Below are 22,676 nucleotides of genomic sequence, written 5' to 3'. Positions count from 1 at the left end.
CCGGCAATCGTTGGCGGTGTACAGGCGGGTGTGGGTTTATCGGGTCAGCACTTGGAGCCAGGGCGTCCAGCTTTCGACATGTGCGCCGTGGGGTTGCGCCATCGCCTGCAAGGCGGCTTGCGGGTTACGGGTGTCATAGACGCCAGTGATGCGCAGTTCGGCGAGTTGCGGGTCCTTGAGCCAGACCTTGCCGGGCAAATAGCGCTGCAGTTCGTCCACCATGTCGCCGAGGCGGGCGTTGTCGGCGATCAACTGGTTATCACGCCAGATGGCAACACGACTGGCGGGCTGGGCCAGCAGTCGGGCCTGTCCGCTGTAGCGGTCAACGTCCAGACGCTGCCCTGCCATCAAGCCGGGGTTGAGCAGGCGCTGCGTGTCGCGTTCGCTCACCCTGACCGAGCCGTGCCGGACGGCCACTTCAATGGTCCTCGACTCCAGATCCACGTTGAACGCGGTACCGGTTACTGTGACGTCCAGATTCTGGACCTGAACATTGAACGGTTTGCTGCGATCGGGCTGGACCTCAAAAAAAGCCTGACCCCGCAGCAGCCGGATATTTCGGCGCGCACCGGAAAAGTCCGCCGCAATAGCGCTGTCACGGTCCAGCGTGGCCCGGCTGCCGTCAGGCAACTGGACTTCGCGACGTTCGTTGCTGGCGGTGGCGAAGTCGGCTTGAAGGCGTGCGCTGAGCGTCGGGTTCAGGGCGATCACCAGACAGGCGGCGAGGGCGCCGCCAACCGCCCAGCTCAGGGTTCTGCGCCGTCGAGGGCGCGCCGTCATCGGTGCTTTCGGCACGGGTGATTCGCTGGCGTCTGGAATGGCTGGCCATTTGTGCGCAGTGCCCGGCGTGAGCTGGCCGGTCAATTGCCAGACCCGCTCCGCCTTGCGCAGGGCCTCGGCGTTTTCGGGGTCAGCGTCCAGCCACTGCTGCATATCGGCGTGCAGGCGAGCGTCGTCGGGTGCCTGTCGGGCACGCATCAGCCAGTCCAGAGCAATGTCCAGACGGGCCTGGCGAGTTTCGGCTTGCGGCATGTCCGACAAGGCTCCAGCGGCAGAAAAGGGAGGCAAGGGTCGCACAGGATCGCGCCCTTCAGCAAAAGACGGATGGCTGCCGGATTTTTTCAGATTCTTTTGAGTGTTTTCTTCGCGTGGATCAATCATTGCCGCGATCCAGCCAGGCTGCGCAGTGGCTCAGGGCGTCGTGTACCAGTTGATGAGTCAGACCGACCGAGATGCCCAGCGCACTGGCCACCTGCTGCAGGGTATAACCACCCAGGCGGTGCATCTCGAATGCCATGCGCGTGCGCTCCGGCAGACGCCCCAGCGCATCAGCGACCTGTTGCAGCTCGTCCCGGCCCACCACTTCCTGCTCGGGCGATGCGGTGACAGCAGGCAGCTCGGCCAGAACGGCGTCGCTGTCGGGCTGCCGCTTTTCAGTGGACATGCTGCGCGTAACGTCCAGCGAAAGATTTCGTACGATGCGATACAGGTAGCCGACCGGATTGTTGATCGACAGGCTCTGGTCCTGGCGTCCGTTGAATCGCAGCCAGGCTTCCTGAACGACATCTTCGGCACGCGCACGGCAACCCACGATCGGCGTGGCGTAGTCCACCAGTGCCGAACGGTGCGCGAGATAGAGGTCGAGTTTGCTGGCGGACGAATCCACGGGGGTTGATGCTCGTTTCGTAGGGGAAGAAGCGATATGTCCTGCCCGGAAACACGCATGCTACCTGTTTTCGATAATCGTTATCAAATGCGATCTGTGGTCGTTAACCCTTGAGTCGCGGGCGCGGCATGGGCTGCACCCGCGGGTTTCAAGGTTTCAGAAAATATAATCGGTGGTCAGAAAGCTCGACTCGCGGTTGCGAATGATGTCACTGACCAGTTGCTTGTTGCTCTCTTGAAACTTCGTCGCCACCAGCGTGCGGATCGAGAACACCCGTAGCGCGTCGTGAACCGACAGGGTGCCTTCTGCCGAGTTCTTGCGTCCGTTGAACGGGTATTTGTCCGGGCCGCGCTGGCACTGGGCGTTGAGGTTGATCCGGCCGACCTGATTGGCGAACGCGTCCACCAGCCGTCCAACTTGCGCCGAGTCGTTGCCGAAGATGCTCAACTGCTGGCCGAAATCTGAATCCAGTACGTAATCAATCACGCTGTTCAGGTCGCGGTAAGGCACGACGGGAACAACCGGGCCGAATTGTTCTTCGTGATAGACGCGCATTTCAGGTGTAACCGGATACAGCAGAGCAGGGTGGAAGAACGATTCGCTGACCTGCGCACCGTTGTTATTGATGATCTTTGCGCCTTTGCCGAGTGCGTCGGCCACCAACCCTTGCAGGTAATCGGTCTTGCCCGGCTCGGGCAGCGGTGTCAGCGAGACACCGGGCTCCCAGGGCATACCGGGTTTGAGCTGTGCCAGCTTCTCCTGGAATTTCTTGAGAAAGCTTTCGACCACGTCTTCATGTACGAAGAAGATTTTCAGGGCCGTGCAGCGCTGGCCGTTGAAGGACAACGAGCCGGTAACCGCTTCGCTGACGGCGTTGTCCAAGTCCACATCAGGCAGGACGATGCCGGGGTTCTTCGCATCCAGACCCAGAGCCGCGCGGAGGCGGTGAGGGCGCGGATGGAGTTTTTTCAGGTCACTGGCGGCCTTATTGGTGCCGATGAAGGCGAACACGTCGATCATGCCGCTGGCCATCAGCGCGCTCACCGTGTCGCGACCGCTGCCATAGATCACATTGATAACCCCGGCCGGAAAGCTGTCACGAAACGCCTCAAGCAGCGGACGGATCAGCAGTACGCCGAACTTGGCCGGTTTGAACACCACGGTATTGCCCATGATCAGCGCGGGAATCAGCGTGGTGAACGTCTCGTTCAGCGGATAGTTGTAAGGCCCCATGCACAACGTGACACCCAGCGGCACGCGGCGGATCTGCCCGAGCGTGTCCTGTTCCAGCTCGAAGCGACTTGAGCGGCGGTCGAGTTCCTTCAACGCGTTGATGGTATCGACGATGTAATCGCAGGTGCGATCGAACTCTTTTTCCGAGTCCTTGAGGTTCTTGCCGATCTCCCACATCAGCAGGTTGACCACTGCCGTGCGCTGCTCACGCATGCGCTTGAGAAACGCCTCGACATGCTGAATACGCTCGGCAACGCGCATCGTCGGCCAGCGACCCTGGCCCCTGTCCCAGGCGCTGACCGCAGCGTCGAGTGCCGTCATCGCGGTCGCCGCGTCGAGCAAGGGCGTGCTGCCCAGAATCATCGGTTCAAGACCGGTGCTGCTTCTGATGCACACCGGGCTGCGCACCGGCGCCAATGGGCCGTTCCAGGTCTGCAGCTTGCCATCGACCAGATAGTCGCGTTGCTCGATGGGCGGGCCTGGGCGGTACTGCTCCGGAATGTCATCGGCAGTGGGGAATAGCGTTTCAAGATGGCTATTCAAGGGCATCGGCTTTACCTCGAAAATGGTTGCGTCAGGTCAAGGGCCAATACACTACGCCACCTGTGACGCGCAAATGAACCCGTCTCACGACGAGCGAGCGTTCTTTCATCGGACTTTCAGTGAAAAAATTTCAGCCGCTCGCTTGACTTCGTTTTGCGAATCAGTAACATAGCGCTCATTCCGCGATAGCTCAGTTGGTAGAGCAAGTGACTGTTAATCACTGGGTCCCTGGTTCGAGTCCAGGTCGTGGAGCCATACAAGATTCCAAAGAAACCAAGTCTTTGGAATCACTCAAAAAACCCGCCTGACTGGCGGGTTTTTTGTTTGTGCCTGTTTTGTACCGTTGTCCACTACGAAGACTACCTGTAACGCCACAACCCGAATGGAATCGCCGCCTCGCTGAGCCTTCGCCTGAAACGCTCAGCCCCAGTCCGTTCAGGGGAGCGTAATGGCTGCAGCCAGCGCGATATTTACCGAAGGTCCCGTGTCACGACACGTCATGGTCACGGCCAGCACCAGCGCCTTGAGTCTGTTCGCCGTGTTTCTGGTCGACATCCTCACGCTGGTCTACGTTTCCATGCTGCACGACCCGGTGTTGCTGGCGGCGGTTGGTATCGCCAAGGTGATGATGTTCATCAACATGTCGCTGGCCAGCGGTTTCATCATCGCGGCCACGGCGGTGTTGTCGGCGCGCATCGGTCATCGGGTGACGAAATCGGTGGCGCGGCTCTGCGCCAGCCTGATGCTGATGATCATTGTGGTGTCCGGTGTTGCAGCGGTGCTGCAACTGGTCCTGATGGTGCCGATTACCCACTGGCTGGGTGCTGAGGCAACGGTTTACGAGGCGGCGCGCGGGTTTATCCGGCTGGCGTTGCCCGCGACGGTTTTGCAGGCCGTGATGCAGATGGCCGCGCAAATGCTCAGGACGGCGGGCGATAACCGCCGTGCGCTGGGTGTGGTGCTGTCAGGCGCCGCGACGCTTGCGGTGGCGGATCCGTTCTTTATCTTCGGGCTTGGTCTGGGGCTGGAAGGTGCGGGGCTGGCGTTCGCGCTGTCCGGTTGTGTGTCGGCCTGCCTGGGCGTGTACTGGGTGCGCAGGCGAATCGGCCTGACGTTCTCCCGCAACCTGAAACGGCTGCGCAATCACGCAGGCCGGACCTTCAAGCTGGCGCTGCCAGCCATGGCCGCCAATCTGGCGACGCCGGTCGGACTGGCCTATCTGGTCGCCTCGCTGTCAGCGTTCGGCACCTCGGCGCTGGCGGCCATGAGCGTGATGGATCGCGTGCTGCAATTTTCCTACTGTGCCTTTTTCGCGCTGCCCGGCGCGTTGGCGCCGATACTGGGGCAGAATATCGGGGCACAACAGGACGACCGGGTTCGTTCGGCCATCGTGTTTACCCGCAGGCTGGTGGTCGGCTACGGATTGGCGGTCTGGCTGGCGCTGCTGGTGTTCAGCGGTACTATCGCGGATATCTATCAGTTGGAAGGCGAGGTTCGCGCGGTCTTTTTGAATTATTGCCGTCTGGGTGGCGGGCTCTGGGTGATCATTGGCCTGGACTTCGTCGCCATCGCGGTATTCATGACCATGAACCGGTCATGGCTGGTGGCGGTTTTCGCCTGGCTGCGCGCGACGCTGGGCACTGTGCCGTTCGTGTATGTCGGGGCTCACTGGTTCGGCGGCAGCGGTGCGGTGCCGGGGATGTTTGCCGGTAATGCCGTGATCGCCTCGATCTCCATCGTCACTGCATCAGTGACCGCAAAACGGTTTTTCATGCGAAGGGCCCAGGCTTCAGGCACTGGGAAATATTGAAGACGCATCGGCTCAAGGTGTTATCAGGTTTTATGTCAGTTGAAGACTCAGGGAATGAATCCGAAGAGATCGTGCAGCCCAAACGCCGCCGCGCACCCAAGGGTGACATGCGCAGAAAGGCCTTGCTGGATGCGGCGACACTCGTCTTCGCTCGCAATGGCTATTCGAGCGCTTCGATGCGTGACGTCGCAACGCTTGCAGGTATCACCACGGTAGGGTTGCTGCACCATTTCCCCAACAAGGAGGCGTTGCTCAATGCGCTGCTGGAGCGCCGCGATCAGCGGGTAGTGTCCAGATTTCAGGACCTGGTCACCGAGCTGACGCTCGAAGGCTTTATCAAATTCATCAAACTGAGCATGAGTTTCAGCATCGAGGACGCCGCAGAGTGTCAGGCGGCCTTGCTGATGAATACCGAAAGCCTGTCGCCTGAACATCCGGCCTGGGCCTGGCACAACGAACGCTTTCATCTGACCCATCAGCACGCGCGCGGCCACTTGAACGCATTGAAAGACGCGGGGGAGATTCGTGCGGACATCGACGTGCAAGCTCTGGCCCAGGAGATCTTCTCGGTCATGGACGGCCTGCAGATTCAGTGGCTCAGGTGCCCTGAAGAAGTGGACGTGATGGCGGTCTTCGACATTTACGCGCAGCGATTGGGAAGGGACATCAAGGCTCGTCCATGAGCCTTGACGCTGACATCAGTATTTCTGTGAAGCCGACACCTGCACGGCCTTGCGCAGGGGTACTGGCAGCGGGTTGCTGTCGCGGGTCGTCAGTTTTTCCGGGTACAGGGTGATCAGGGTCCGGTTGAGCGTCAGGTTCTCCGAATCCGCGCCGACCAGAATCTTGTACTTGCCCGCATCCACATCCCAGCTTGCCGTCTTGTCGACGTAGTAAGCCAGCGAACGCGAGTCTATCGGGATGCTGACGGTCTTGCTCTCGCCCGGCTGCAGGTACACCTTGGTGAAGCCCTTGAGTTCTTTTTCCGGACGATCGACGGCGGGTTTCACTGGCTGCACGTAAAGCTGCGCAACTTCGAAACCGGCCTTGTCACCGGTGTTGGTCAGGGTGAATTTCACGTCGATGGTGGAGCCTGGGGTCAGCACATTGGTCGACAGCGTGAGGTCGCCGTAGCTGAATGTGGTGTAGGACAGGCCGTAGCCGAACGGGTAGAGCGGCTTGGCGTGCTTCTTGTCATAACCGCGATAACCCATGTAAAGGCCTTCGCTGTAGGTCATTTCAGTCAGGGCCTTGTCACCACGGTAAGCGGCCGGATCCGGATACGACGCGTAGCTGGGGTTGTCTTCGATCTTCTTGTCGATGGTGATCGGCAGCTTGCCCGACGGGTTGACCTTGCCGAACAGAATCTCCGCAAGCGCCTGACCGCCTTGCTGGCCGGGGAACCAGGCTTGCAGCGTTGCGCCGACCTTGTTGGCCCACGGCTGCATGTTGGCCACGCCGCCGCCATGCATCACGACGATGGTGTTGGGGTTGGCTTTCGTGACGTAGCTGACCAGCTCGGCCTGTTGGTCCGGCAGGTCGAAACCGTGGTCGGAGCCTTCGCCTTCGTTTTCATAGGTGGTGCCAGTGGCAACAACCACCGCATCGTATTTCGACAGATCCTTGGGCGGTCGCAGCGACGCCCAGCTCATCTGCACGCCAGTGACGCCACCAAGGGCCGGAATGAAGTTGCCCTGCACGCGCTTGTATTCAAGCTTCACGCTGTAGGACTTGCCTGCTGTCAATGCGGCGGTCTTGCCGGAAGTGGTCAGTGCGTTGACCACGTCGGACGAGTACGGAACGCCGTCGCTTTCCACGACCAGTTCGTCGTTGACCCATAGCTTGTACGGGCCATCCGCACGCACCTTGAAGACCTGCGGGCCGGAAACCGTTGGCTTGATGACCGACGTGAAACGCGCCGAGAACGAGCCGGGTGAAGGACTGAAACCGGAAACGGCGGTGGTGCCTGCGTCGGTGATGTTGGTGCCGGTGGTCCAGTTCAGATTCACACCTGGCTCGACCCGGGTCAGCGCAGGGTCACCGGAGAACGTCGTGTTGGCGAAGTACTCGGCCTTGACCCCGGAATTGCTGATCCCGTTATTGCCGGTTGCAGGCTGAAACCAGGCCGAGCTGGCCGGGTTCAGGCTCAGTTCCGGAAGGTAGGTCACATTGGCGCTGCTGGACGCCAGTTGCTGCAGGCCGCTCAGTTCTGTCACGTAGCTGTTGGGTGGCGAGTTGGCGGTGCCGAAAGGCGAAGCAGGGGCCTCGTGTGCCCAGTTGCCGATCACGGCAATCTTCGCGGTCCGCGCCAGTGGCAGCAGCGGTTTGCCCGCAGCGGTGTTTTCGTTGCGCAGCAGGACGATGGATTCACGCGCAGTGTTCAGCGCCGCACGCATGCCGTACTCGGGATGGTCCAGGGTCTTGGCGGTGTTGAGGTTTTCCTGGAAGTCGTAGCTGACGATGGCGCGCAGGTTGCGCTTGACCTTGTCATCGATGACGTTCTGGGTCAGTTGACCGCTCCACAGGTAGGGCAGCAGGTTGGCTTCGGTGAATTGCAGGCCGGACGGCATATCGATATCGGTGCCGGCCCACGCGCCTTTGAACGCGTCATGAATGGCGTTGAAGTCGCTGATGACCGTACCCTGGTAACCCCATTCGCCTTTGAGCACTTCGGTGATCAGGTGATGGTTTTCACAGGCGTAGTCGCCGTTGATCTTGTTGAAGCCACACATGATCGACGCGACGTTGGCGTTCTTGACCATCGATTCGAAGCCCGGCAGGTACAGCTCGCGCAGGGTACGTTCATCGACGTTCACGTTGAGTGCCTGACGGTTGGCTTCCTGCTCGTTGGCCAGGTAGTGCTTGCCGCTCGCCTGAATGCCCTGCACCTGAATGCCGTTGACGATCGCCGGTGCCAGCACCGCGCCCAGGAACGGATCTTCACCGCTCACGTACTCGGCCGACCGTCCGTTGAATGGTGTGCGGTAAAGATTCGCACCAGGCGACAGCATCTGCTGACCGCCGGAAATACGGGTCTCGTAGGCAATCGCCTGTCCGAACTCCTTGGCGCGGTTGATGCTCCAGGTCGCCGCCAGCGCAGATTGCGAAGGGTATTGCGCGCCGAAGGTGGCATTGTTGACATGCACGCCCATGGATGAGTCGTAGGCAACCGTGCCCTTGATGCCCCACTTGAGCAGCGACGGGATCATGTGCCCGTCATTGACGCGGGTGAAGTTGATCTTTTCCGACGTGTTCATGTTGTCGAGAATCGAGCTGACCCGCGCTTCGACTTCATTGCCGGTGGCGGGCGTGACAGCGGCCAGCGCAAGATTGGCCTGCATGATGCCGAAGGCCAGCAGGCTCAGGCTCAGCGTCTGTCTGATGAACGACAGTGCAGGCGACGGCTGAAGGGTGGAGGGGGTCATGGGCGTTGCTCCTGAGCGGGAGCGTCATCGGTTTTCACAGGTTCATCGAGCAGGGTCGAGGCGCCTTTCTGCGCGGGAGCGGTGATCTTGTCTGCGCCGGAAATCTGGTCGCGTCGAGACTCGATCTGCAACCTGACTTGCGCGTCGGAAGTTCCGCTTTTCGCAGTGGAAGTTGTTTCCGCCGCCAGGGCGGAGAAACTTTGCGCGCACAAAAGTACAGCGCCAAAAACAGGCAGCATGGTTCTGGTCATCAATGGCATCTCGATGGATGGTTTCAAGGGGGATCAATGAACGGTAAAAAGCGACATACCTGTCAGCCGAACGTTAAGTCCGGAAAGTGCGCTGAAAGTTCAGCTGTTTTATAAAGTATTTGATCAGCCGGTTTTATTAAATAATGGCACATGGCTATGCGTCAGATTTTGGGTTTTTGACGATGGCCCGGAGGGGAGGAAATCATGGTGAAGCAGGTAAAAATGAACTATTTAAGTAAAAATATATTATTTTATGGTTTTAAATTGCCGGATATAAGTATTTACGGCTATAAATAACCAATTTGCTAAACCTAGCTGTGGTTAGGTTTAGTGATCTGGTACCATGTGCATCCAGTCAGAGTTGCAGATGTTTTGCAGGCGTTCCGGTCAAGGTTATTTATACGGGTTTTGCCAATTTATTGCGCATTTCAATGCGGTGGTTATTGTCAGTGGTTAATAATAACTGCCTGTCCGAAACGGTTTTTGCACGCGTGTGTTTAATATTTTCAATGTAATTCTGGGTTTTTCGCCCGCCTGAAACAGTGTGTGTTCCGACATGACGTCCGACAGTTTTAAAAGTGAATCCGAACGAATCGATGTCGCCCTGTTGAGCGTTGTCAGGCGCCTGAGCCCGGATCGCACGCGAAGGCTCACCTTCGGCCAGATCTACATGGAACTGCTCAAGCGTTCTCCACGTGTCTGCCCCCTCATCGAGTGCGTGCTGGCGGTCAATGTGCTGGCAAGTGAAGGGTTGCTGATCTCGGAAAGAGTGCTGGAAGTCGATCCGTCCTTTCCTTACACGCAGCACCTCATCAGCGGCCTGAGCGATGTAGGTGCCGCCTCACTGGATGAGCGTGAAGCGCCGTCAGCCAGAAGTCGCTGCTTCGGCTGACCCGAACCCGTCGTTCATTCGTTGTACGGCAGCGAGAGGTAATACTGACCCAGCTCCGTCAGCCTTCCCTCGACATCCAGCAGGCTCGAAAAATGCGGATCCGGCGTCATTCGCCCGGTGAACCAGGCGTACCTGAACACATCCGTGCGTCGCTCCAGTATCGCGACCATCTCGGCCATCTGCTGCTTCTGTTTTTCCAGCGAATCGATCTGCAGTCCGTCATCGAGCGTGTGCCAGTTGGCGAACTCTGTCACCCAGAACGGTTTGCCGTATCTGGACAGGCGGTCAAGCATGCTGGAGAGGCCGTAGTCGTACCAGTGAAAGGCCAGGTAATCGATCTGCGGGTCGCGTCCCTGATGCGCTGACGCATAGGCTGCATAAAACGCGTCAAGCCAGGCCACCGGGTCACCGTAGCCAGCCATGGTTCCCCAGTTCATCGCAGGACCGACCAGTTTGACCCCGGTCTGGGCCGATATCTGCTCCAGGCGTGGCCACAACTGCGCGACGGCCTGGGGTGTCATGTTGGCCTGATCGACCAGATTGGGTTCGTTGATGACCAGCAGATAACGAATGCCGGGGTGCGCCAGCAGATAGAGCTTCAACTGACCGTCATCGAGATTGGCATTCCAGACCATTGGTACGAAATCGACGTTGTACTGCCCTGCGTAGTCATAGGAGGCCAGACGATCATGCGGCCTGGGGCTCCAGTTGTACCACCAGCTCACGCCAGTCGACAAAGCGCTCAGGTCCGCTGACGACGCCACGTCATAGGCGACGCCGCGCTTCGTACTTTTGGTGGCCGTCCAAGCGGACTCGGAGAGTACGCTCAGCAGCAGGGTCAGGACGATCAGTGCATAGCGTCTTTCAAGGGCCTTTCTCAAGATCATGATTCGAACATCCCTGGAATCAATGGCTGATGATCTGGCAGTCCCTTTCGTGCGAGATGGGCGTTATAGGTGTTGTGGTTGCTTTCCCGAATGTCTGTTTCCAGCCATTACAACGATTGGGTGACAAGCCCGGACGTTACCCCAATCGTTGATCAATGTCTCTGCGCGTCAGTCACGGGCCTGATTCAAACGCTCCACGCTGATCTCCCGCAGGCGAAATTTCTGCACCTTGCCGGTGACCGTCATGGGGAATTCGTCGACGAAGAAAAAGTGCCGTGGCACCTTGAAATGCGCAACGCGGGCGCGAAAGAAATCGCGAAGCATCGGTTCTTCACAGGTGTGACCGGGATGCAGCCTGACCCAGGCCACCAGGTCCTCGCCATAGCGATCACAGGGGATGCCGACGACATAGGCCTCGGCGACGTCGTTGTGTTGTAACAGCAGTTCTTCGATCTCACGCGGATAAATGTTCTCGCCACCGCGAATGATCATGTCTTTGCTGCGGCCTACGATGGTCACGTAGCCGTCAGCGTCCATTTGCACCAGGTCACCGGTGTGCATCCAGCCCGCGGCATCGATGTCTCTGGCGGTGGCTTCGGCATCCTGCCAGTAACCCAGCATGACGCTGTAGCCACGGGTGCAGAGTTCACCGACCTGACCGCGCTCCAGCGTGTTTCCATCAGCGTCTATCACCTTGTGTTCCAGATGCGGCTGAGTGCGGCCAACGCTGGTCACGCGTAATTCCAGCGGGTCGTCATTGGCCGTCTGCAGGGAAACCGGGCTGGTTTCGGTCATGCCGTAGGCGATCTGCACACCGCTCATGTGCATCTGGTCGATGACCTGACGCATCACCTCGATGGGGCAGATGCTGCCTGCCATGATTCCGCCCTTGAGGCTGGAAAGGTCCAGAGTCTGTCGTTCGGGAAGATCGAGTTCCTTGATGAACATGGTCGGCACGCCATACAGGAACGTCGCCCGCTCGCTGGCGACCGCCTCGAGTGTCGCCAGAGGTTCGAACGACGGCGCCGGATAGATCATCGTCGCGCCATGGGTCAGGCAGGCGAGGTTGCCCATCACCATACCGAAGCAGTGGTAAAGCGGCACTGGAATGACCAGCCGATCCCCGGAGCCGAGCCCCAGGTTGTAGCCCACCATGTAACCGTTGTTGAGGATGTTGCGATGACTCAGCGTGGCGCCTTTTGGAAAACCGGTGGTGCCCGAGGTGTACTGGATGTTGATGGGGTCGTTCACCTCCAGGCTGGCAGCGCGCAGTTCGAGGGCGTCCGGAGGCGTCGATTCAGCCAGCGAGTGAAGCGCCCCCCACGCCAGCATGCCGGGCGGCGGATTGTCGGCCAGGCTGATCACGCCGCGCAGGTCCGGCAGGTCCTGGCTGCTCCAGGTTTCAGGCGTCAGGTTCAACAATTGCGGAACGAGTTGGCCAAGCATGGCGTGATAATCCGAGTCCTTGAAGCGGTCTGCTGTCACCAGCCACGAACAGCCTGAACGTTGCAATGCGTAGGTCAGTTCCGAGGTGCGATAGGCCGGGTTGACGTTGACCAGCACTGCACCGACCTTCGCGCTGGCCAGTTGTGTGATGCACCACTGTGCGCAATTCGGTGCCCAGATGCCGATCCGCTGACCCTTTTCGATACCCAGAGCGAGCAGGGCGCGGGCCACGGTATCGACTTCACGCCCAAGGTCGCGCCAGCTATAGCGAACGCTCTGGAACGGTACGATCAGCGCGTCCTGCTCCGGCCAGCGGTTTACGGCTTCGGACAGGGCGCTGCCGATCGTTTGTTCAAGCAGGGGCGGGTGTTTCAATCCAGCGGAGTAGCTCAGCATGTCGCATCCTCGATCTTTTTATTGTTGAGATGTGATGACTGCGAGTGAAGGTTGCCGCTTACGTTAACGTCATGGCGAAACGCTGTCCAGTTCCTCCCGGCCGGCATCGCTGGGTGACCTTATCAGCAGATTACAGCGCCGTTTCTGCCGATGATTGCCTGATCCGGTTTCATGAATGCCTGTTCCGACGCGCCGGCTTGAGGTAGGTTCTTGAAAACTTTTTCAATCACTCTCATGGATGGATTGCGCATGCGCTTGTTTTCCCGCTCACCCCTGGCGACTCGGCTCGGACTGGTCTTCGTGCTTGCTGCCCTCACTCCGCTTGCCATGGCCGAGCCCCATCAGAAGATTCAGGCCGATGCCGAGCAATATCAGGACGAGGCCTTGAAGCTGCTGGAGCGACTGGTGAACATCGATTCAGGTTCCGGTTACACACAGGGACTCGGTCAGGTCAGCGACATCGCCATCGAAGAACTGAAAAAGCTCGGCGCCACCATCGAACGGGTTCCCAATACGCCTGAGGCCAGCAATCATGTGCTGGCCACGATCAAAGGCACTGGCAAGGCGAAGATTCTGTTGATGGCGCACATGGACACGGTGTTCAAGGAGGGCACCGCGGCCGAGCGACCCTTCCACATCAAGGATGGCCGCGCTTATGGCCCCGGTGTGATGGACGACAAGGGCGGAATCGTGACGGCAATCTACGCGCTGAAAGTGCTGCAGAACCTCAACTTCAAGGATTACGCGCAGATTACGGTACTGCTCGACGCCAGCGAGGAAATCGGTTCGACGGTCGGCACCGAGCTGATCAAGAAGACCGCCAAGGCCCATGACGTGACCCTCAATCTGGAACCCGGTCGTCCGGCCGACGGGCTGGTGGTGTGGCGCAAAGGGGTTGCCACAGCGCTTGTGGAGGTCAAGGGCAAGGCGTCCCACGCGGGCGTTGCACCGGAGTTGGGACGCAACGCGGCCAGCGAGGTTGCCCATCAGATTCTGCAACTGGGCAAGCTGGGCGACGAGGAGAAGAAGACCACCATCAACTTCACCGTTCTCAAGGCGGGTGACCGCACCAACGTGATACCCGATCAGGCCAGCGCCAAGGCTGATGTGCGTGCGGTATTGCCAGAAGAGTTTGATCGCATCGAGCAGGACATGGCCAAGGTGTCCGCCAATAGACTCATCCCTGACACCGAGGTCAAGACCCGTCTGGTACGTGGCCTGCCACCCATGCCGCAGACGCCGCAGTCCGATGCATTGGTAGCCATGGCGCAGGGCATCTATGGCGAGCTGGGGCGCACGCTGACCATCGAAGGCAGCGGCGGGGCGGCGGACTCGAGTTTGTCAGCCAGCGTGGGTACACCAACACTGGACGGTTTCGGCATCGTCGGCGGCAATATTCATACACCTGAGGAATACGCAGAGGTCGCAAGCGTCGCGCCGCGTATCTATCTGCTGTCGCGGATGATCATGAAGGTCGCCGGGGCGCAGTAATCCTCTGGTTCAGACCGGGATCATCAGGCGGATCACCGATCCGCCGCCCGGTCTGTTCTGCGCGCTGATGACTGCAGCGTGCTCAAGACAGATGGCCCGCGCGATGGAAAGTCCCAGCCCGCTGCCGCCCGAGTAGCGGGCCCTGGAACGCTCGGCGCGCCAGAAACGGTCGAACACCTGTTCAAGATTGTCCTCGCCAAACCCCGGCCCTCTGTCTGCAAACGCCAGTTCCACCTGCCCGCCGATGGTCCTCGCCGTGATGTGCAGTTCGCCGCCCTGTGCCGAGTAGCGCAACACATTGTCGACCAGAATGTTCACAACCTGACCGATTCGGTCCCGGTCCGCGCTCAGTTTCAACGCGGACGGTATGTCCAGCGCCACCTCGATGCCTGCCTGCTGAAGCTGCGTGGCAAACCAGTCCAGACGTTCGGTGACAAGTTTTTCCAGCGAGAAGGAAGTCTTGTTCAAGACGAGCTGTCCTGCGCTGGCGAGTGACAGCAGATGCAGGTCATTGACCAGCGTATTCAACTGGTTGAGCTGTCGGCTGACCATTTTCAGTTGCGCGAGATCGCTTGGGAAAACCTCATCGATCATACCCTGCACACGGCCCATTGCAGCGTTGAGGGGGGTGCGAAGTTCGTGGGCGATCATGGCACTGGATTCACTCACTTCCAGCTCGTAACGTTCGAGCTGGGTAGTCATGGTATTGAAGTCGCGCACCAGTGATTGCAGCTCGTCCGGACCGTGATCGATGGTGGGTAACCGCGTCTTGAAATCGCCTCGCGCCACCTGACGTGCGCCCTTGGCGATCAGGGAAAACTGGCTCGACAGGGGACGTGAGAACAGGAAGCCGAGAAAGATGATGACGGGGATTGCCACCCCGACCAGGCCTGCCAGCAGCCACCACTCCTGATTGGCGATGCCCGGCAGCATGTAGTCGGTCGGGTAGTACTGCACGAACAGCTCACGAAGTCTGGAAATGTTGAGGGCCGGTTCTGCCTGCAACTGCTGCAGCTCCATGCGAACGTTCTCGGGGATGGCGTGCAGCGTGATCCAGTCGGTTACCGTGACGTGCAGCCACATGCAGAATGCGATCACGATGACCGCTCCGATCGCCAGCATGCTCATGCGCATCCCGACCCAGTGCCACAGCGGTCTTGCCTTGGAGCGAAGTCGATCTGGCATGCCGGTCACCTGAACCGATAGCCGACGGAACGCACTGTCACCAGTACGTTGTCGATGCCGTGGAGTTCCAGCTTGCGGCGCAGGTTATGCACGTGAGCATCCACCACTCGCGCCAGCGCTTCGCTTTCAGGCAGGCAGATTTCGAGCAGTTCCTCACGAGTGAACGCCTTGGACGGGGTTTTCAGCAGCGTAGAGAGAATCTTGAATTCAGTGGGGGTGAGGTCCAGCAGTATGTCGTCATGTTCCCGTCGTTGAATGCGGGCCGTGAACGCTTCGAGATCGACCACCAGGTCTTTGTGGCTCAACTGCCGCTCAGCATTGCCGGCCGGTTGCGCACGGCGCAGAACGGCGTGCACCCGTGCCACCACTTCCTTGGGGTTATACGGCTTGACCACGTAATCGTCTGCGCCGTAGCGCAGTGCACCGAGCTTTTCCGGTTCATCACCCATGGCGGTGACCATGATCACTGGCGTATCGCTGCAACGCCTGATTGTCGACAGCACATCGGTACCGCTGACCAGCGGCAACATCACATCCAGCAGCACCAGATCGGGCTTCCATTGCCGATGCATATCGATACCGCGCTGGCCGTTTTCCGCGAGGCCGACGATGAAGCCGTCCCGTAGCAGGTAGGCCTCCAGAATGCTGGCGCTGTCGGCATCGTCTTCGACAACCAGAATACGTTTTCCTGACACAGGGCCGCCTCTTGATCAAATCTTGATAATTCACGAACGGTTTATTGATAGTCGACGTTCAGGATTGCGTTCAGACCCCACTGTCGCGAACAGATCCTATGCCCACTCTCACGCTGCTGTCCAAGCCTATCCGCGTTTCCCGGCATCGCTCACTGTGGTGGTGTACGGGGTGGCTGATGGTGTTGAGCGTTTCGGGATGCTCACTGGCGGCTCCTGACTACCAGCGGCCCGCGTTGCCCGTGCCGGCCACTGCGTCATCCAGCGTTTCTTCAGTCGAACTCAAACCCGCAGCAACGCTGCTGACACCTGACGAAGAAAGCCTGACTGCCGAGCTGGATCCGAGAGGTGATCTGCGCACGCTGGTGCTCTCGGCACTGGCGTTCAATCGTGATTTTCGTATCGCCGGGCTACGCGTCGAGGAAGCCAGGGCGATGCGTGGCGTGAGCGACTCAGAGCGCTTTGCGACGGTGGCCGCGGGGCTTGAGCGTGACCGCCAGCATTTCGACAACAAGGCCGCCGATGAACGCTACGGTCAGGACATTTCGATTGCGTCGTTAGGCATCTCCAATTACGAGCTGGATTTCTTCGGCCGCCTGCGCAGCCTGTCCGACGCTGCGCGACACGACTACCTCGCCACCACCTGCGGTCAGCAGGCCGCACGCAGCGCCCTGATTGCCGAAGTGGCGCAGGCCTGGCTCGACGAGCGCATGGCGGCCGCCTTGCGGGTCGATGCACAGAGGATCAGTGACTCTCGCATCATGTTGCGCGGATTGCTCGAAGGGCAGCAACGTGCGGGTGCCATTTCGCTTGACGATGTCGCTCTGCAGCGCCTGGATGTCCTGACCGCGCAGCAGCAACTGCAGGACGCTGTCAGTGATCATTCACGCACCTCACAGTCCCTGCTGTTGCTGACCGGCTATTCGGCACCGTTGCCGGTCATGACTCCGGACCCTGCGCCGCCGCAGGTAACTGCGACCGATACGCCCGCATGGCTGGCGAATCTGCCATCCGAACGTCTGCTGGAGCGCTTCGATGTGCGTCAGCGAGAAGAGGCGTTGAAGGCCAGCAATGCAAACATCGGCGCAGCCCGTGCGGCCTTTTTTCCGTCCATCACGCTCAGCACCGGAATCGGCGTGCAGAGCGACAGCCTGAGCAGGCTGTTCAGTCACGGCAGCGGTGCATGGCTGTTCAGTCCGCAGTTGAACCTGCCGCTGTTCGACGGCGGACGCAATCGCGCCAACCTGGACGTGGCGCAGGTGCGCAAACAGATCGCGGTGGCCGAATACGAGAAAACCATTCAGACCGCGTTTCGCGAAATGGCCGATGTGCTGACACGCCGCCAGCAAGCGCTGGATCACGTGCGCGATGAGGTCAAGCGTGTCGCGCTGGTCCAGGAAAAGGTCCAGCGTATGACCTTCGAACTGGAAGCGGGCAATGCGGATCGCAGCGCGCCGCTGGTTTCAGTCATTCGAATGGCCCAGGCCGACGCGACCTTTCGCAAGTCCCTCAACGATCTGCAGCAAAACCGCCTGGACCTCTATCGCGTCCTGCACGGCGCGGAACCTGTCACTTCTTCCTCCCTGACTCAATCTGGAGTTGCCCCATGAACGTCATGAACACCTACACCCCGTCACGTCCCTTGCTGTTCAAATTATTGATCGCCACTGCTGCTGTGGCGCTGGCCGGTCAGGCATGCGCCGACGATGCCGCCTCCGGTTCATCGCTGCTGGGCGATAAGGTCAATGTCAATCTGGGACTGGGCATGGGTGTGGTGCCGCGTTACATGGGCGCAGATGAATACCGCAGTCAGGTGCTGCCGATGTTCACCGTACAGAGCGGCATACTGTTCGCTGACAGCCTCAGAGGACTGGGGCTGCAATACCAGTCAGCTTCGGGTTTCGGTGCCAGTGCCGCGCTCAACTACGACTTCGGCCGGACCGAGAAAAACAGCGCCAGCCGCCCGGGCTCCAACGAGCTCAAGGGCATGGGCACGGTTGAGGGCGCCACGGTCGCTGACCTCATGCTTTCCCAGCAGCTTTTGCCCTGGCTGACGCTCAGCGGTGAAGCCGAGTTGCGGCTGGCGGGCGAGAAGCGGGGCAATCGCTACCGCCTGGGTTTCGAGGGCATTGCCTATCACAGCCAGTCGGACACGGTGGCCGTCGATATCGACGCGCATGCCGGGGACGGTCGTTACAACCAGACCTATTTTGGTGTAAGTCCGATCCAGAGCTCGCGCACCGGCTTCTCCCGATTCACGGCAGACAGCGGCATCTATGCGTACTCCGCAGCACTCAGTTGGCAACACAGCTTCGATGAGCACTGGTCGACGGTCACCAGCGTCGGCGTCACGCATTACACCGATCAGACCCGAGGCAGCCCGCTGGTCGAGACCGATGCCGAAGCGAGCGGCCTGCTCGCATTGAACTATGCCTTTTGACGGCCAGAGGCCTGCCATGCGATTTCATTCCGTTACATCGCCCGGTTTCATGAGATGCCTCGCACAAGGTTGTGGTCCTGTCCTGTTTGCCTTGATGGTCAGCGGCTGCGGCGACAAGCCGGCTGCCGAGGCGCCGGCGGTGCGAGCCGTCAAGGTCGAAACTGTGCAGGCCGGAGTGAGCGAGGGTGTCCGTTTTGCTGGCGTCGTTCGCCAGCGTGACAGCGCCAGTCTGGCGTTCGAGTCGGCGGGCACGCTCGCCGAGTTGACGGTCGACATCGGCGATGCCTTCGAAAAGGGCCAGGTGCTTGCGGCGCTCGACCGCCAGCCCGCTGCCTTGCATCTCCAGCAGGCTCAGGCCAGCCTGAGTGCTGCCAACGCCCAGGCTGCCGAGCGCGCGCTCAACTATCAACGTCAGAAAAGTCTGCTGGCCGCTGGCAGTGTTGCCCAAAGTGTTGCCGAGGCGGCGCAGGCCGCTAACGGACAGGCTGTGGCCGAGCAACGGCGAGCTCAGTCGGAGGTGGCGCTGGCACGCAGGGAGGTCGAGCGCAGTCAGTTGATCGCACCGTTCGCAGGACAAGTCGTGGCGCGTCGGGCCGAGCGGCACACGCTGCTCGCTTCCGGGCAGGTTGTGCTGCAGGTCGAGTCACGCAGTCGGCAGCAAGTCGTCGTAGCGGTGCCGGTTGAGCAGGCCAGTCAGTTGAAAGTGGGTGATCCGGCGCATGCCTGGAACACGACCGGCTCGCCTCCCGGGTTTGATCTGGTGCTTGAAGGGATCTCGCCACGCGCCGAGGACGGACTGGTGCGCACCTGCCTGTTTCGTCTGGCTGATCCTTCTGAATCGGTTGCCAGCGGCGTCACATTGCTGGTGCAGATGACCCCGAATCCAAGTGCGCAGCCCTTGTCGATACCGGTGCAAGCGTTATGGATGGGCATGGGTAAGCGCAGTGCCCAGGTATTTATCTATCAACCCTCCGGGACCGTCGCGATCAGAACCATTGCGCTGGGTGCGATCAGGGAAGGACGCGCGGTGGTGACCGAGGGGCTGTCAGCGGGAGAGCGAGTGGTGACCGCCGGAGCCGCTTTTCTGCGGGACGGACAGACCGTCAGCCTGTTCCACCCCACAACCCGTCTGACTGAGAGCATCCCATGAACATTACGCGTAGCGCCATGGGTGCCAGTCGCCTGACTCTGTTCGCCGCCGGCCTGATTCTGATCGCTGGCGCCATGACCTTTCTGGGTTTTCCGTCGCAGGAAGAACCTTCCGTCACGGTGCGGGACGCACTGGTCAGTGTTGCGCTGCCCGGTTTGCCTGTCGAGCGTGCCGAGGAACTGCTGGCACGGCCGCTGGAGGACAAGATTCGAGAGCTGGCCGAGATCAAGGACGTGGTCACGACCATCAAACCGGGCCGTGTAATCGTTCAGGTCACCGCCTACGACAGCGTCAAGGACCTCGCCGCTCTGTGGCAGCGACTCAGGGCCAAGGTCGGTGAACTGGGCGGAAGCTTTCCGCCTGGCACGCAGGGACCACTGGTGGACGATGATTTCGGCCGTGTCGCCGTGGCATCGGTCGCTGTCACGGCGTCCGGTTTCAGCATGAGTGAGATGCGCGGGCCGATCAAACGTCTTCGTAATCAATTGTATGATCTGCACGGGGTCGATCAGGTCGAGCTATATGGCCTGCAGGATGAGCGCATCTACCTTGATTTCGACCATCAGACGCTGGGTGCCTCCGGTGTTGCGCCGCAGCAGGTGCTGCAACAGTTGCAAGGCCAGAATGCAATTGCGTTGGGCGGCAATCCGATTGTGGGCGAACAAAACACCACACTGTCGGTGAGTGGCGAACTTCTTTCTCTGGAGCAACTGCGGCAGTTTCCCGTGCAGTTGGCGAATGGCGAACGGGTGCCGCTGCAAGCGCTGGCGAAGGTGGCGGTGGCACCGGTCGATCCGCCTGAAACGGCCGCCATCTATCAGGGTCAGCCGGCGGTGGTGCTCGCGGTATCGATGCAGTCAGGGCTTAATGTACAGGCCTTCGGAAAAGCGCTGCGTGCACGTCTGGGAGAACTTGAGCAGCAGTTGCCGGAAGGCTTTGCCCTGCACATCGTGACGTTTCAATCCGATGTGGTGCAGCACGAGATGAGCAAGATGTACCACGTCATGGGCGAAACCGTGGTGATCGTCATGTGTGTGGTGATGGTGTTTCTGGGCTGGCGCACGGGGCTGGTGGTGGGGGCTATCGTGCCACTGACTATCCTGGCCACGCTCATCGTGATGCGCTCGCTGGGGCTTGAGCTGCAGACTGTTTCAATTGCAGCGATCATTCTCGCCCTCGGGCTGCTGGTGGACAACGGCATCGTGATTGCCGAGGACATCGAGCGACGGCTGCATGCCGGTGAGGATCGACGTCAGGCCTGTGGGGAAGCGGGGCGCACGCTGGCGATTCCGTTGCTGACCTCGTCGCTGGTGATCGTGCTGGCGTTCTCGCCGTTCTTTCTTGGCCAGACCAGCACCAATGAATACCTGCGTTCGCTGGCCGTCGTCCTGGCAACCACGTTGATCAGCTCCTGGCTGCTGAGCATCACGGTGACGCCGCTGCTGTGTTTTTACTTCGCCAAAACACCGACTGTTCACGAGAACGCACCAGCGTCCGACGAATACGCATCAGGGCTGTACCGGGGCTATCGCAAGGTCATCGAGCAACTGCTCAACCATCCTTTCCTGTTTCTTGGCAGCATGCTCGGATTGCTGGCAGGTGCGGTTGTGGTGCTGATCCACGTACCCTATGACTTTCTACCCAAGTCCGACCGGTTGCAGTTCCAGATTCCGCTGACGATGCAGCCCGGCAGCAGCGCAACGGCGACCTTGCAGACCGTGCGCGATATCAGTCAGTGGCTGAGCAGTGACGGCGACGTGGTTGACAGTATCGGCTATGTCGCCGACGGTGGGCCGAGGATTGTGTTGGGCCTCAATCCACCGTTGCCAGCCCCGGATATCGCCTACTTCACGGTCAGCGTGCGAGAAGGCGCCGACGTGGACGCGGTGATCGCCAGAACCCGGCGCTTTCTGTTGCAACAACATCCGGAAGTCCAGGCGCAACCCAAGCGTTTTTCCATGGGCACCACCGAGGCCGGTGTCGCGATCTACCGAATCATCGGGCCTGACGAGAAGGTGTTGCGTCAGGCGGCCGGTCAGCTTGAGGACGCGCTGTCGGCGTTGCCCGGCACTGTCGACGTTCAGAATGACTGGTGTAATCGCCTGCTGCGTTATGAGGTAAGGGTGGATCCGTATAAAGCGCGGCTGGCAGGCGTCAGCAGTCAGGACATCGCTCAGGCGCTGCAGTTGCGCAACGGCGGGCTGGCCGTGTCATCGATGCAAGACGGCGAAACAACGGTAGCGCTGGTCGCCCGTGAGGCATCCGATGGCAAGGTTTCCGGTAGCGATCTGGACAGCACGTTCATCTATCCGGCCTCGGGCTCGGGGCCTGTACCACTGTCGGCAATCGCCACACAGCAACCCCGATCCGAAGCGTCCACGCTGCTGCGCAGAAACATGGAGCGTGCAATTACAGTGATTGGACACAATCCGTCGTTGACCGCGACTACCATCGTTGAGCGTCTGGCTTCGAAAGTGGCGGCAATCGATCTGCCGCCTGGTTATCGCATCGAGTTGGGCGGTGAAATCGAAGATTCTGCCGATGCCAATCAGGCGTTGCTGCAATACATGCCCCATGCACTGGTGGGGATGCTGTTGCTGTTCGTCTGGCAATTCAATTCGTTTCGCAAACTGCTGATCGTGATTGCCAGCGTACCCTTCGTGCTGATCGGTGCTGCGTCAGCCTTGCTGCTCACCGGCTATCCATTTGGCTTCATGGCCACATTCGGCCTCTTGTCGCTGGCAGGCATCATTGTCAATAACGCCGTGCTGCTACTGGAGCGTATCGATGTGGAGCGCCAGGAAGGGTTGTCGGTGCGCGAAGCGGTCGTCAACGCCGCCGTGAAACGATTACGTCCCATCGTCATGACCAAGCTGACCTGCATCATCGGCCTGGTTCCATTGATGCTGTTTGCCGGTCCGCTGTGGGAAGGCATGGCAATCACCATCATGGGCGGGCTGGCCTTGGGAACGCTGGTGACCCTGGGCCTGATACCCACCCTTTACTGGCTGTTGTTCGGCAGGTTTGACAGTTCCGGCCTCACGAAGGCGGTATCGTCCCGAGCAGGCCGACTGCAATCGTGAATGCCAGAAATGCCAGTAAACCCAGTGCCATCTTGCCCATGAGAACCTCTTCGTTGATCGGTGTGGATCGCAGGGCAATTATCGGG

General features: G+C 59.9%; 17 protein-coding genes and 1 tRNA gene. 9 read left to right on the top strand and 9 right to left on the bottom strand.

Going from position 1 to position 22,676, the window contains the following annotated elements; translation table 11 throughout:
• Nucleotides 1-36 precede the first annotated feature (36 nt).
• The 3 genes from JTJ32_RS22795 to JTJ32_RS22785 all read right to left on the bottom strand — a co-directional run bounded on the left by JTJ32_RS22795 (nt 37) and on the right by JTJ32_RS22785 (nt 3,448).
• Entirely contained in the window at nt 37-1,032 is a 996-nt protein-coding gene (locus JTJ32_RS22795; protein WP_210043370.1) for a FecR family protein, read from the bottom strand.
• 121 nt (nt 1,033-1,153) lie between these two features.
• Nucleotides 1,154-1,666 (bottom strand): sigma-70 family RNA polymerase sigma factor, encoded by a 513-nt coding sequence (locus JTJ32_RS22790; protein WP_099226628.1) that lies wholly within the window; start codon nt 1,664-1,666, stop codon nt 1,154-1,156.
• A 156-nt stretch (nt 1,667-1,822) separates the two neighbouring features.
• Nucleotides 1,823-3,448 (bottom strand): NADP-dependent glyceraldehyde-3-phosphate dehydrogenase, encoded by a 1,626-nt coding sequence (locus JTJ32_RS22785; RefSeq protein WP_099226629.1) that lies wholly within the window; start codon nt 3,446-3,448, stop codon nt 1,823-1,825.
• Between the two features lie 173 nt (nt 3,449-3,621).
• On the opposite strand from JTJ32_RS22785, the gene JTJ32_RS22780 reads away from it, so the two are divergent.
• The 3 genes from JTJ32_RS22780 (at nt 3,622) to JTJ32_RS22770 (ending at nt 5,935) form a co-directional block, all read left to right on the top strand.
• A tRNA-Asn gene (locus JTJ32_RS22780) sits at nt 3,622-3,697 on the top strand.
• Between the two features lie 193 nt (nt 3,698-3,890).
• On the top strand, nt 3,891-5,252 hold the full coding sequence (locus JTJ32_RS22775) for an MATE family efflux transporter (RefSeq protein WP_210043369.1): 1,362 nt from the start codon (nt 3,891-3,893) through the stop codon (nt 5,250-5,252).
• A 32-nt stretch (nt 5,253-5,284) separates the two neighbouring features.
• On the top strand, nt 5,285-5,935 hold the full coding sequence (locus tag JTJ32_RS22770) for a TetR/AcrR family transcriptional regulator (RefSeq protein WP_210043368.1): 651 nt from the start codon (nt 5,285-5,287) through the stop codon (nt 5,933-5,935).
• Nucleotides 5,936-5,950: 15 nt separating this feature from the next.
• Here the strand turns inward: JTJ32_RS22770 and JTJ32_RS22765 are convergent, their stop codons facing one another.
• Nucleotides 5,951-8,677 carry a beta-glucosidase gene (locus tag JTJ32_RS22765; RefSeq protein ID WP_210043367.1) on the bottom strand — a complete coding sequence of 909 codons (2,727 nt, stop codon included), beginning with the start codon at nt 8,675-8,677 and terminating at the stop codon, nt 5,951-5,953.
• Nucleotides 8,674-8,916: a hypothetical protein gene (locus JTJ32_RS22760; RefSeq protein WP_210043464.1), complete on the bottom strand. Its 243-nt coding sequence runs from the start codon at nt 8,914-8,916 to the stop codon at nt 8,674-8,676. The genes JTJ32_RS22765 and JTJ32_RS22760 overlap by 4 nt, the downstream gene beginning before the upstream one ends.
• Nucleotides 8,917-9,484: 568 nt before the next feature.
• Here JTJ32_RS22760 and JTJ32_RS22755 point away from each other — a divergent pair.
• Nucleotides 9,485-9,820, top strand: a complete 336-nt coding sequence (locus JTJ32_RS22755) for a hypothetical protein (protein WP_099226632.1) — start codon at nt 9,485-9,487, stop codon at nt 9,818-9,820.
• Nucleotides 9,821-9,834: 14 nt separating this feature from the next.
• On the opposite strand, the gene JTJ32_RS22750 is transcribed toward JTJ32_RS22755, so the two are convergent.
• Entirely contained in the window at nt 9,835-10,707 is an 873-nt protein-coding gene (locus JTJ32_RS22750; protein WP_210043366.1) for a glycoside hydrolase family protein, read from the bottom strand.
• A 168-nt stretch (nt 10,708-10,875) separates the two neighbouring features.
• A complete protein-coding gene (locus JTJ32_RS22745) occupies nt 10,876-12,549 on the bottom strand; it encodes an AMP-binding protein (RefSeq protein ID WP_210043365.1) in 1,674 nt (557 codons plus the stop codon).
• 249 nt (nt 12,550-12,798) lie between these two features.
• Here JTJ32_RS22745 and JTJ32_RS22740 point away from each other — a divergent pair, with 249 nt between their 5' ends.
• Nucleotides 12,799-14,040 (top strand): M20/M25/M40 family metallo-hydrolase, encoded by a 1,242-nt coding sequence (locus tag JTJ32_RS22740; protein WP_210043363.1) that lies wholly within the window; start codon nt 12,799-12,801, stop codon nt 14,038-14,040.
• A gap of 9 nt (nt 14,041-14,049) precedes the next feature.
• Here the strand turns inward: JTJ32_RS22740 and JTJ32_RS22735 are convergent, their stop codons facing one another.
• Together JTJ32_RS22735 and JTJ32_RS22730 are read right to left on the bottom strand one after the other, a co-directional pair.
• Nucleotides 14,050-15,225 (bottom strand): sensor histidine kinase, encoded by a 1,176-nt coding sequence (locus JTJ32_RS22735; RefSeq protein ID WP_099226636.1) that lies wholly within the window; start codon nt 15,223-15,225, stop codon nt 14,050-14,052.
• A 5-nt stretch (nt 15,226-15,230) separates the two neighbouring features.
• Nucleotides 15,231-15,920 carry a response regulator gene (locus JTJ32_RS22730; RefSeq protein ID WP_184322988.1) on the bottom strand — a complete coding sequence of 230 codons (690 nt, stop codon included), beginning with the start codon at nt 15,918-15,920 and terminating at the stop codon, nt 15,231-15,233.
• 98 nt (nt 15,921-16,018) lie between these two features.
• Between JTJ32_RS22730 and JTJ32_RS22725 the strand changes: the two genes are divergently transcribed.
• The 4 genes from JTJ32_RS22725 to JTJ32_RS22710 are packed head-to-tail and all read left to right on the top strand — an operon-like array spanning nt 16,019 to nt 22,590.
• Nucleotides 16,019-17,527 carry an efflux transporter outer membrane subunit gene (locus JTJ32_RS22725; RefSeq protein ID WP_210043361.1) on the top strand — a complete coding sequence of 503 codons (1,509 nt, stop codon included), beginning with the start codon at nt 16,019-16,021 and terminating at the stop codon, nt 17,525-17,527.
• On the top strand, nt 17,524-18,357 hold the full coding sequence (locus JTJ32_RS22720) for a MipA/OmpV family protein (protein ID WP_099226639.1): 834 nt from the start codon (nt 17,524-17,526) through the stop codon (nt 18,355-18,357). Before JTJ32_RS22725 ends, JTJ32_RS22720 begins: the two co-directional genes overlap by 4 nt.
• Nucleotides 18,358-18,406: 49 nt before the next feature.
• Complete coding sequence (locus tag JTJ32_RS22715; protein ID WP_236059408.1) at nt 18,407-19,507, top strand: efflux RND transporter periplasmic adaptor subunit; 1,101 nt, start codon at nt 18,407-18,409, stop codon at nt 19,505-19,507.
• Nucleotides 19,504-22,590 (top strand): efflux RND transporter permease subunit, encoded by a 3,087-nt coding sequence (locus JTJ32_RS22710; RefSeq protein ID WP_210043359.1) that lies wholly within the window; start codon nt 19,504-19,506, stop codon nt 22,588-22,590. Before JTJ32_RS22715 ends, JTJ32_RS22710 begins: the two co-directional genes overlap by 4 nt.
• Nucleotides 22,591-22,676: the final 86 nt, after the last annotated feature.

Source organism: Pseudomonas alliivorans (assembly GCF_017826695.1).
GTDB classification, from domain to species: domain Bacteria; phylum Pseudomonadota; class Gammaproteobacteria; order Pseudomonadales; family Pseudomonadaceae; genus Aquipseudomonas; species Aquipseudomonas alliivorans.
This window is presented reverse-complemented; position numbering and strand designations above follow the sequence as displayed.

Excerpts from the sequence above, each read along its gene's own strand:
- JTJ32_RS22740 (WP_210043363.1), top strand. The coding sequence starts at position 12,799 with ATGCGCTTGTTTTCCCGCTCACCCCTGGCGACTCGGCTCGGACTGGTC.
- JTJ32_RS22755 (WP_099226632.1), top strand. The coding sequence starts at position 9,485 with ATGACGTCCGACAGTTTTAAAAGTGAATCCGAACGAATCGATGTCGCC.
- JTJ32_RS22745 (WP_210043365.1), bottom strand. The coding sequence starts at position 12,549 with ATGCTGAGCTACTCCGCTGGATTGAAACACCCGCCCCTGCTTGAACAA.
- JTJ32_RS22770 (WP_210043368.1), top strand. The coding sequence starts at position 5,285 with ATGTCAGTTGAAGACTCAGGGAATGAATCCGAAGAGATCGTGCAGCCC.
- JTJ32_RS22735 (WP_099226636.1), bottom strand. The coding sequence starts at position 15,225 with ATGCCAGATCGACTTCGCTCCAAGGCAAGACCGCTGTGGCACTGGGTC.
- JTJ32_RS22765 (WP_210043367.1), bottom strand. The coding sequence starts at position 8,677 with ATGACCCCCTCCACCCTTCAGCCGTCGCCTGCACTGTCGTTCATCAGA.
- JTJ32_RS22750 (WP_210043366.1), bottom strand. The coding sequence starts at position 10,707 with ATGATCTTGAGAAAGGCCCTTGAAAGACGCTATGCACTGATCGTCCTG.
- JTJ32_RS22785 (WP_099226629.1), bottom strand. The coding sequence starts at position 3,448 with ATGCCCTTGAATAGCCATCTTGAAACGCTATTCCCCACTGCCGATGAC.
- JTJ32_RS22795 (WP_210043370.1), bottom strand. The coding sequence starts at position 1,032 with ATGCCGCAAGCCGAAACTCGCCAGGCCCGTCTGGACATTGCTCTGGAC.
- JTJ32_RS22710 (WP_210043359.1), top strand. The coding sequence starts at position 19,504 with ATGAACATTACGCGTAGCGCCATGGGTGCCAGTCGCCTGACTCTGTTC.
- JTJ32_RS22760 (WP_210043464.1), bottom strand. The coding sequence starts at position 8,916 with ATGCTGCCTGTTTTTGGCGCTGTACTTTTGTGCGCGCAAAGTTTCTCC.
- JTJ32_RS22715 (WP_236059408.1), top strand. The coding sequence starts at position 18,407 with ATGAGATGCCTCGCACAAGGTTGTGGTCCTGTCCTGTTTGCCTTGATG.
- JTJ32_RS22720 (WP_099226639.1), top strand. The coding sequence starts at position 17,524 with ATGAACGTCATGAACACCTACACCCCGTCACGTCCCTTGCTGTTCAAA.
- JTJ32_RS22775 (WP_210043369.1), top strand. The coding sequence starts at position 3,891 with ATGGCTGCAGCCAGCGCGATATTTACCGAAGGTCCCGTGTCACGACAC.
- JTJ32_RS22725 (WP_210043361.1), top strand. The coding sequence starts at position 16,019 with ATGCCCACTCTCACGCTGCTGTCCAAGCCTATCCGCGTTTCCCGGCAT.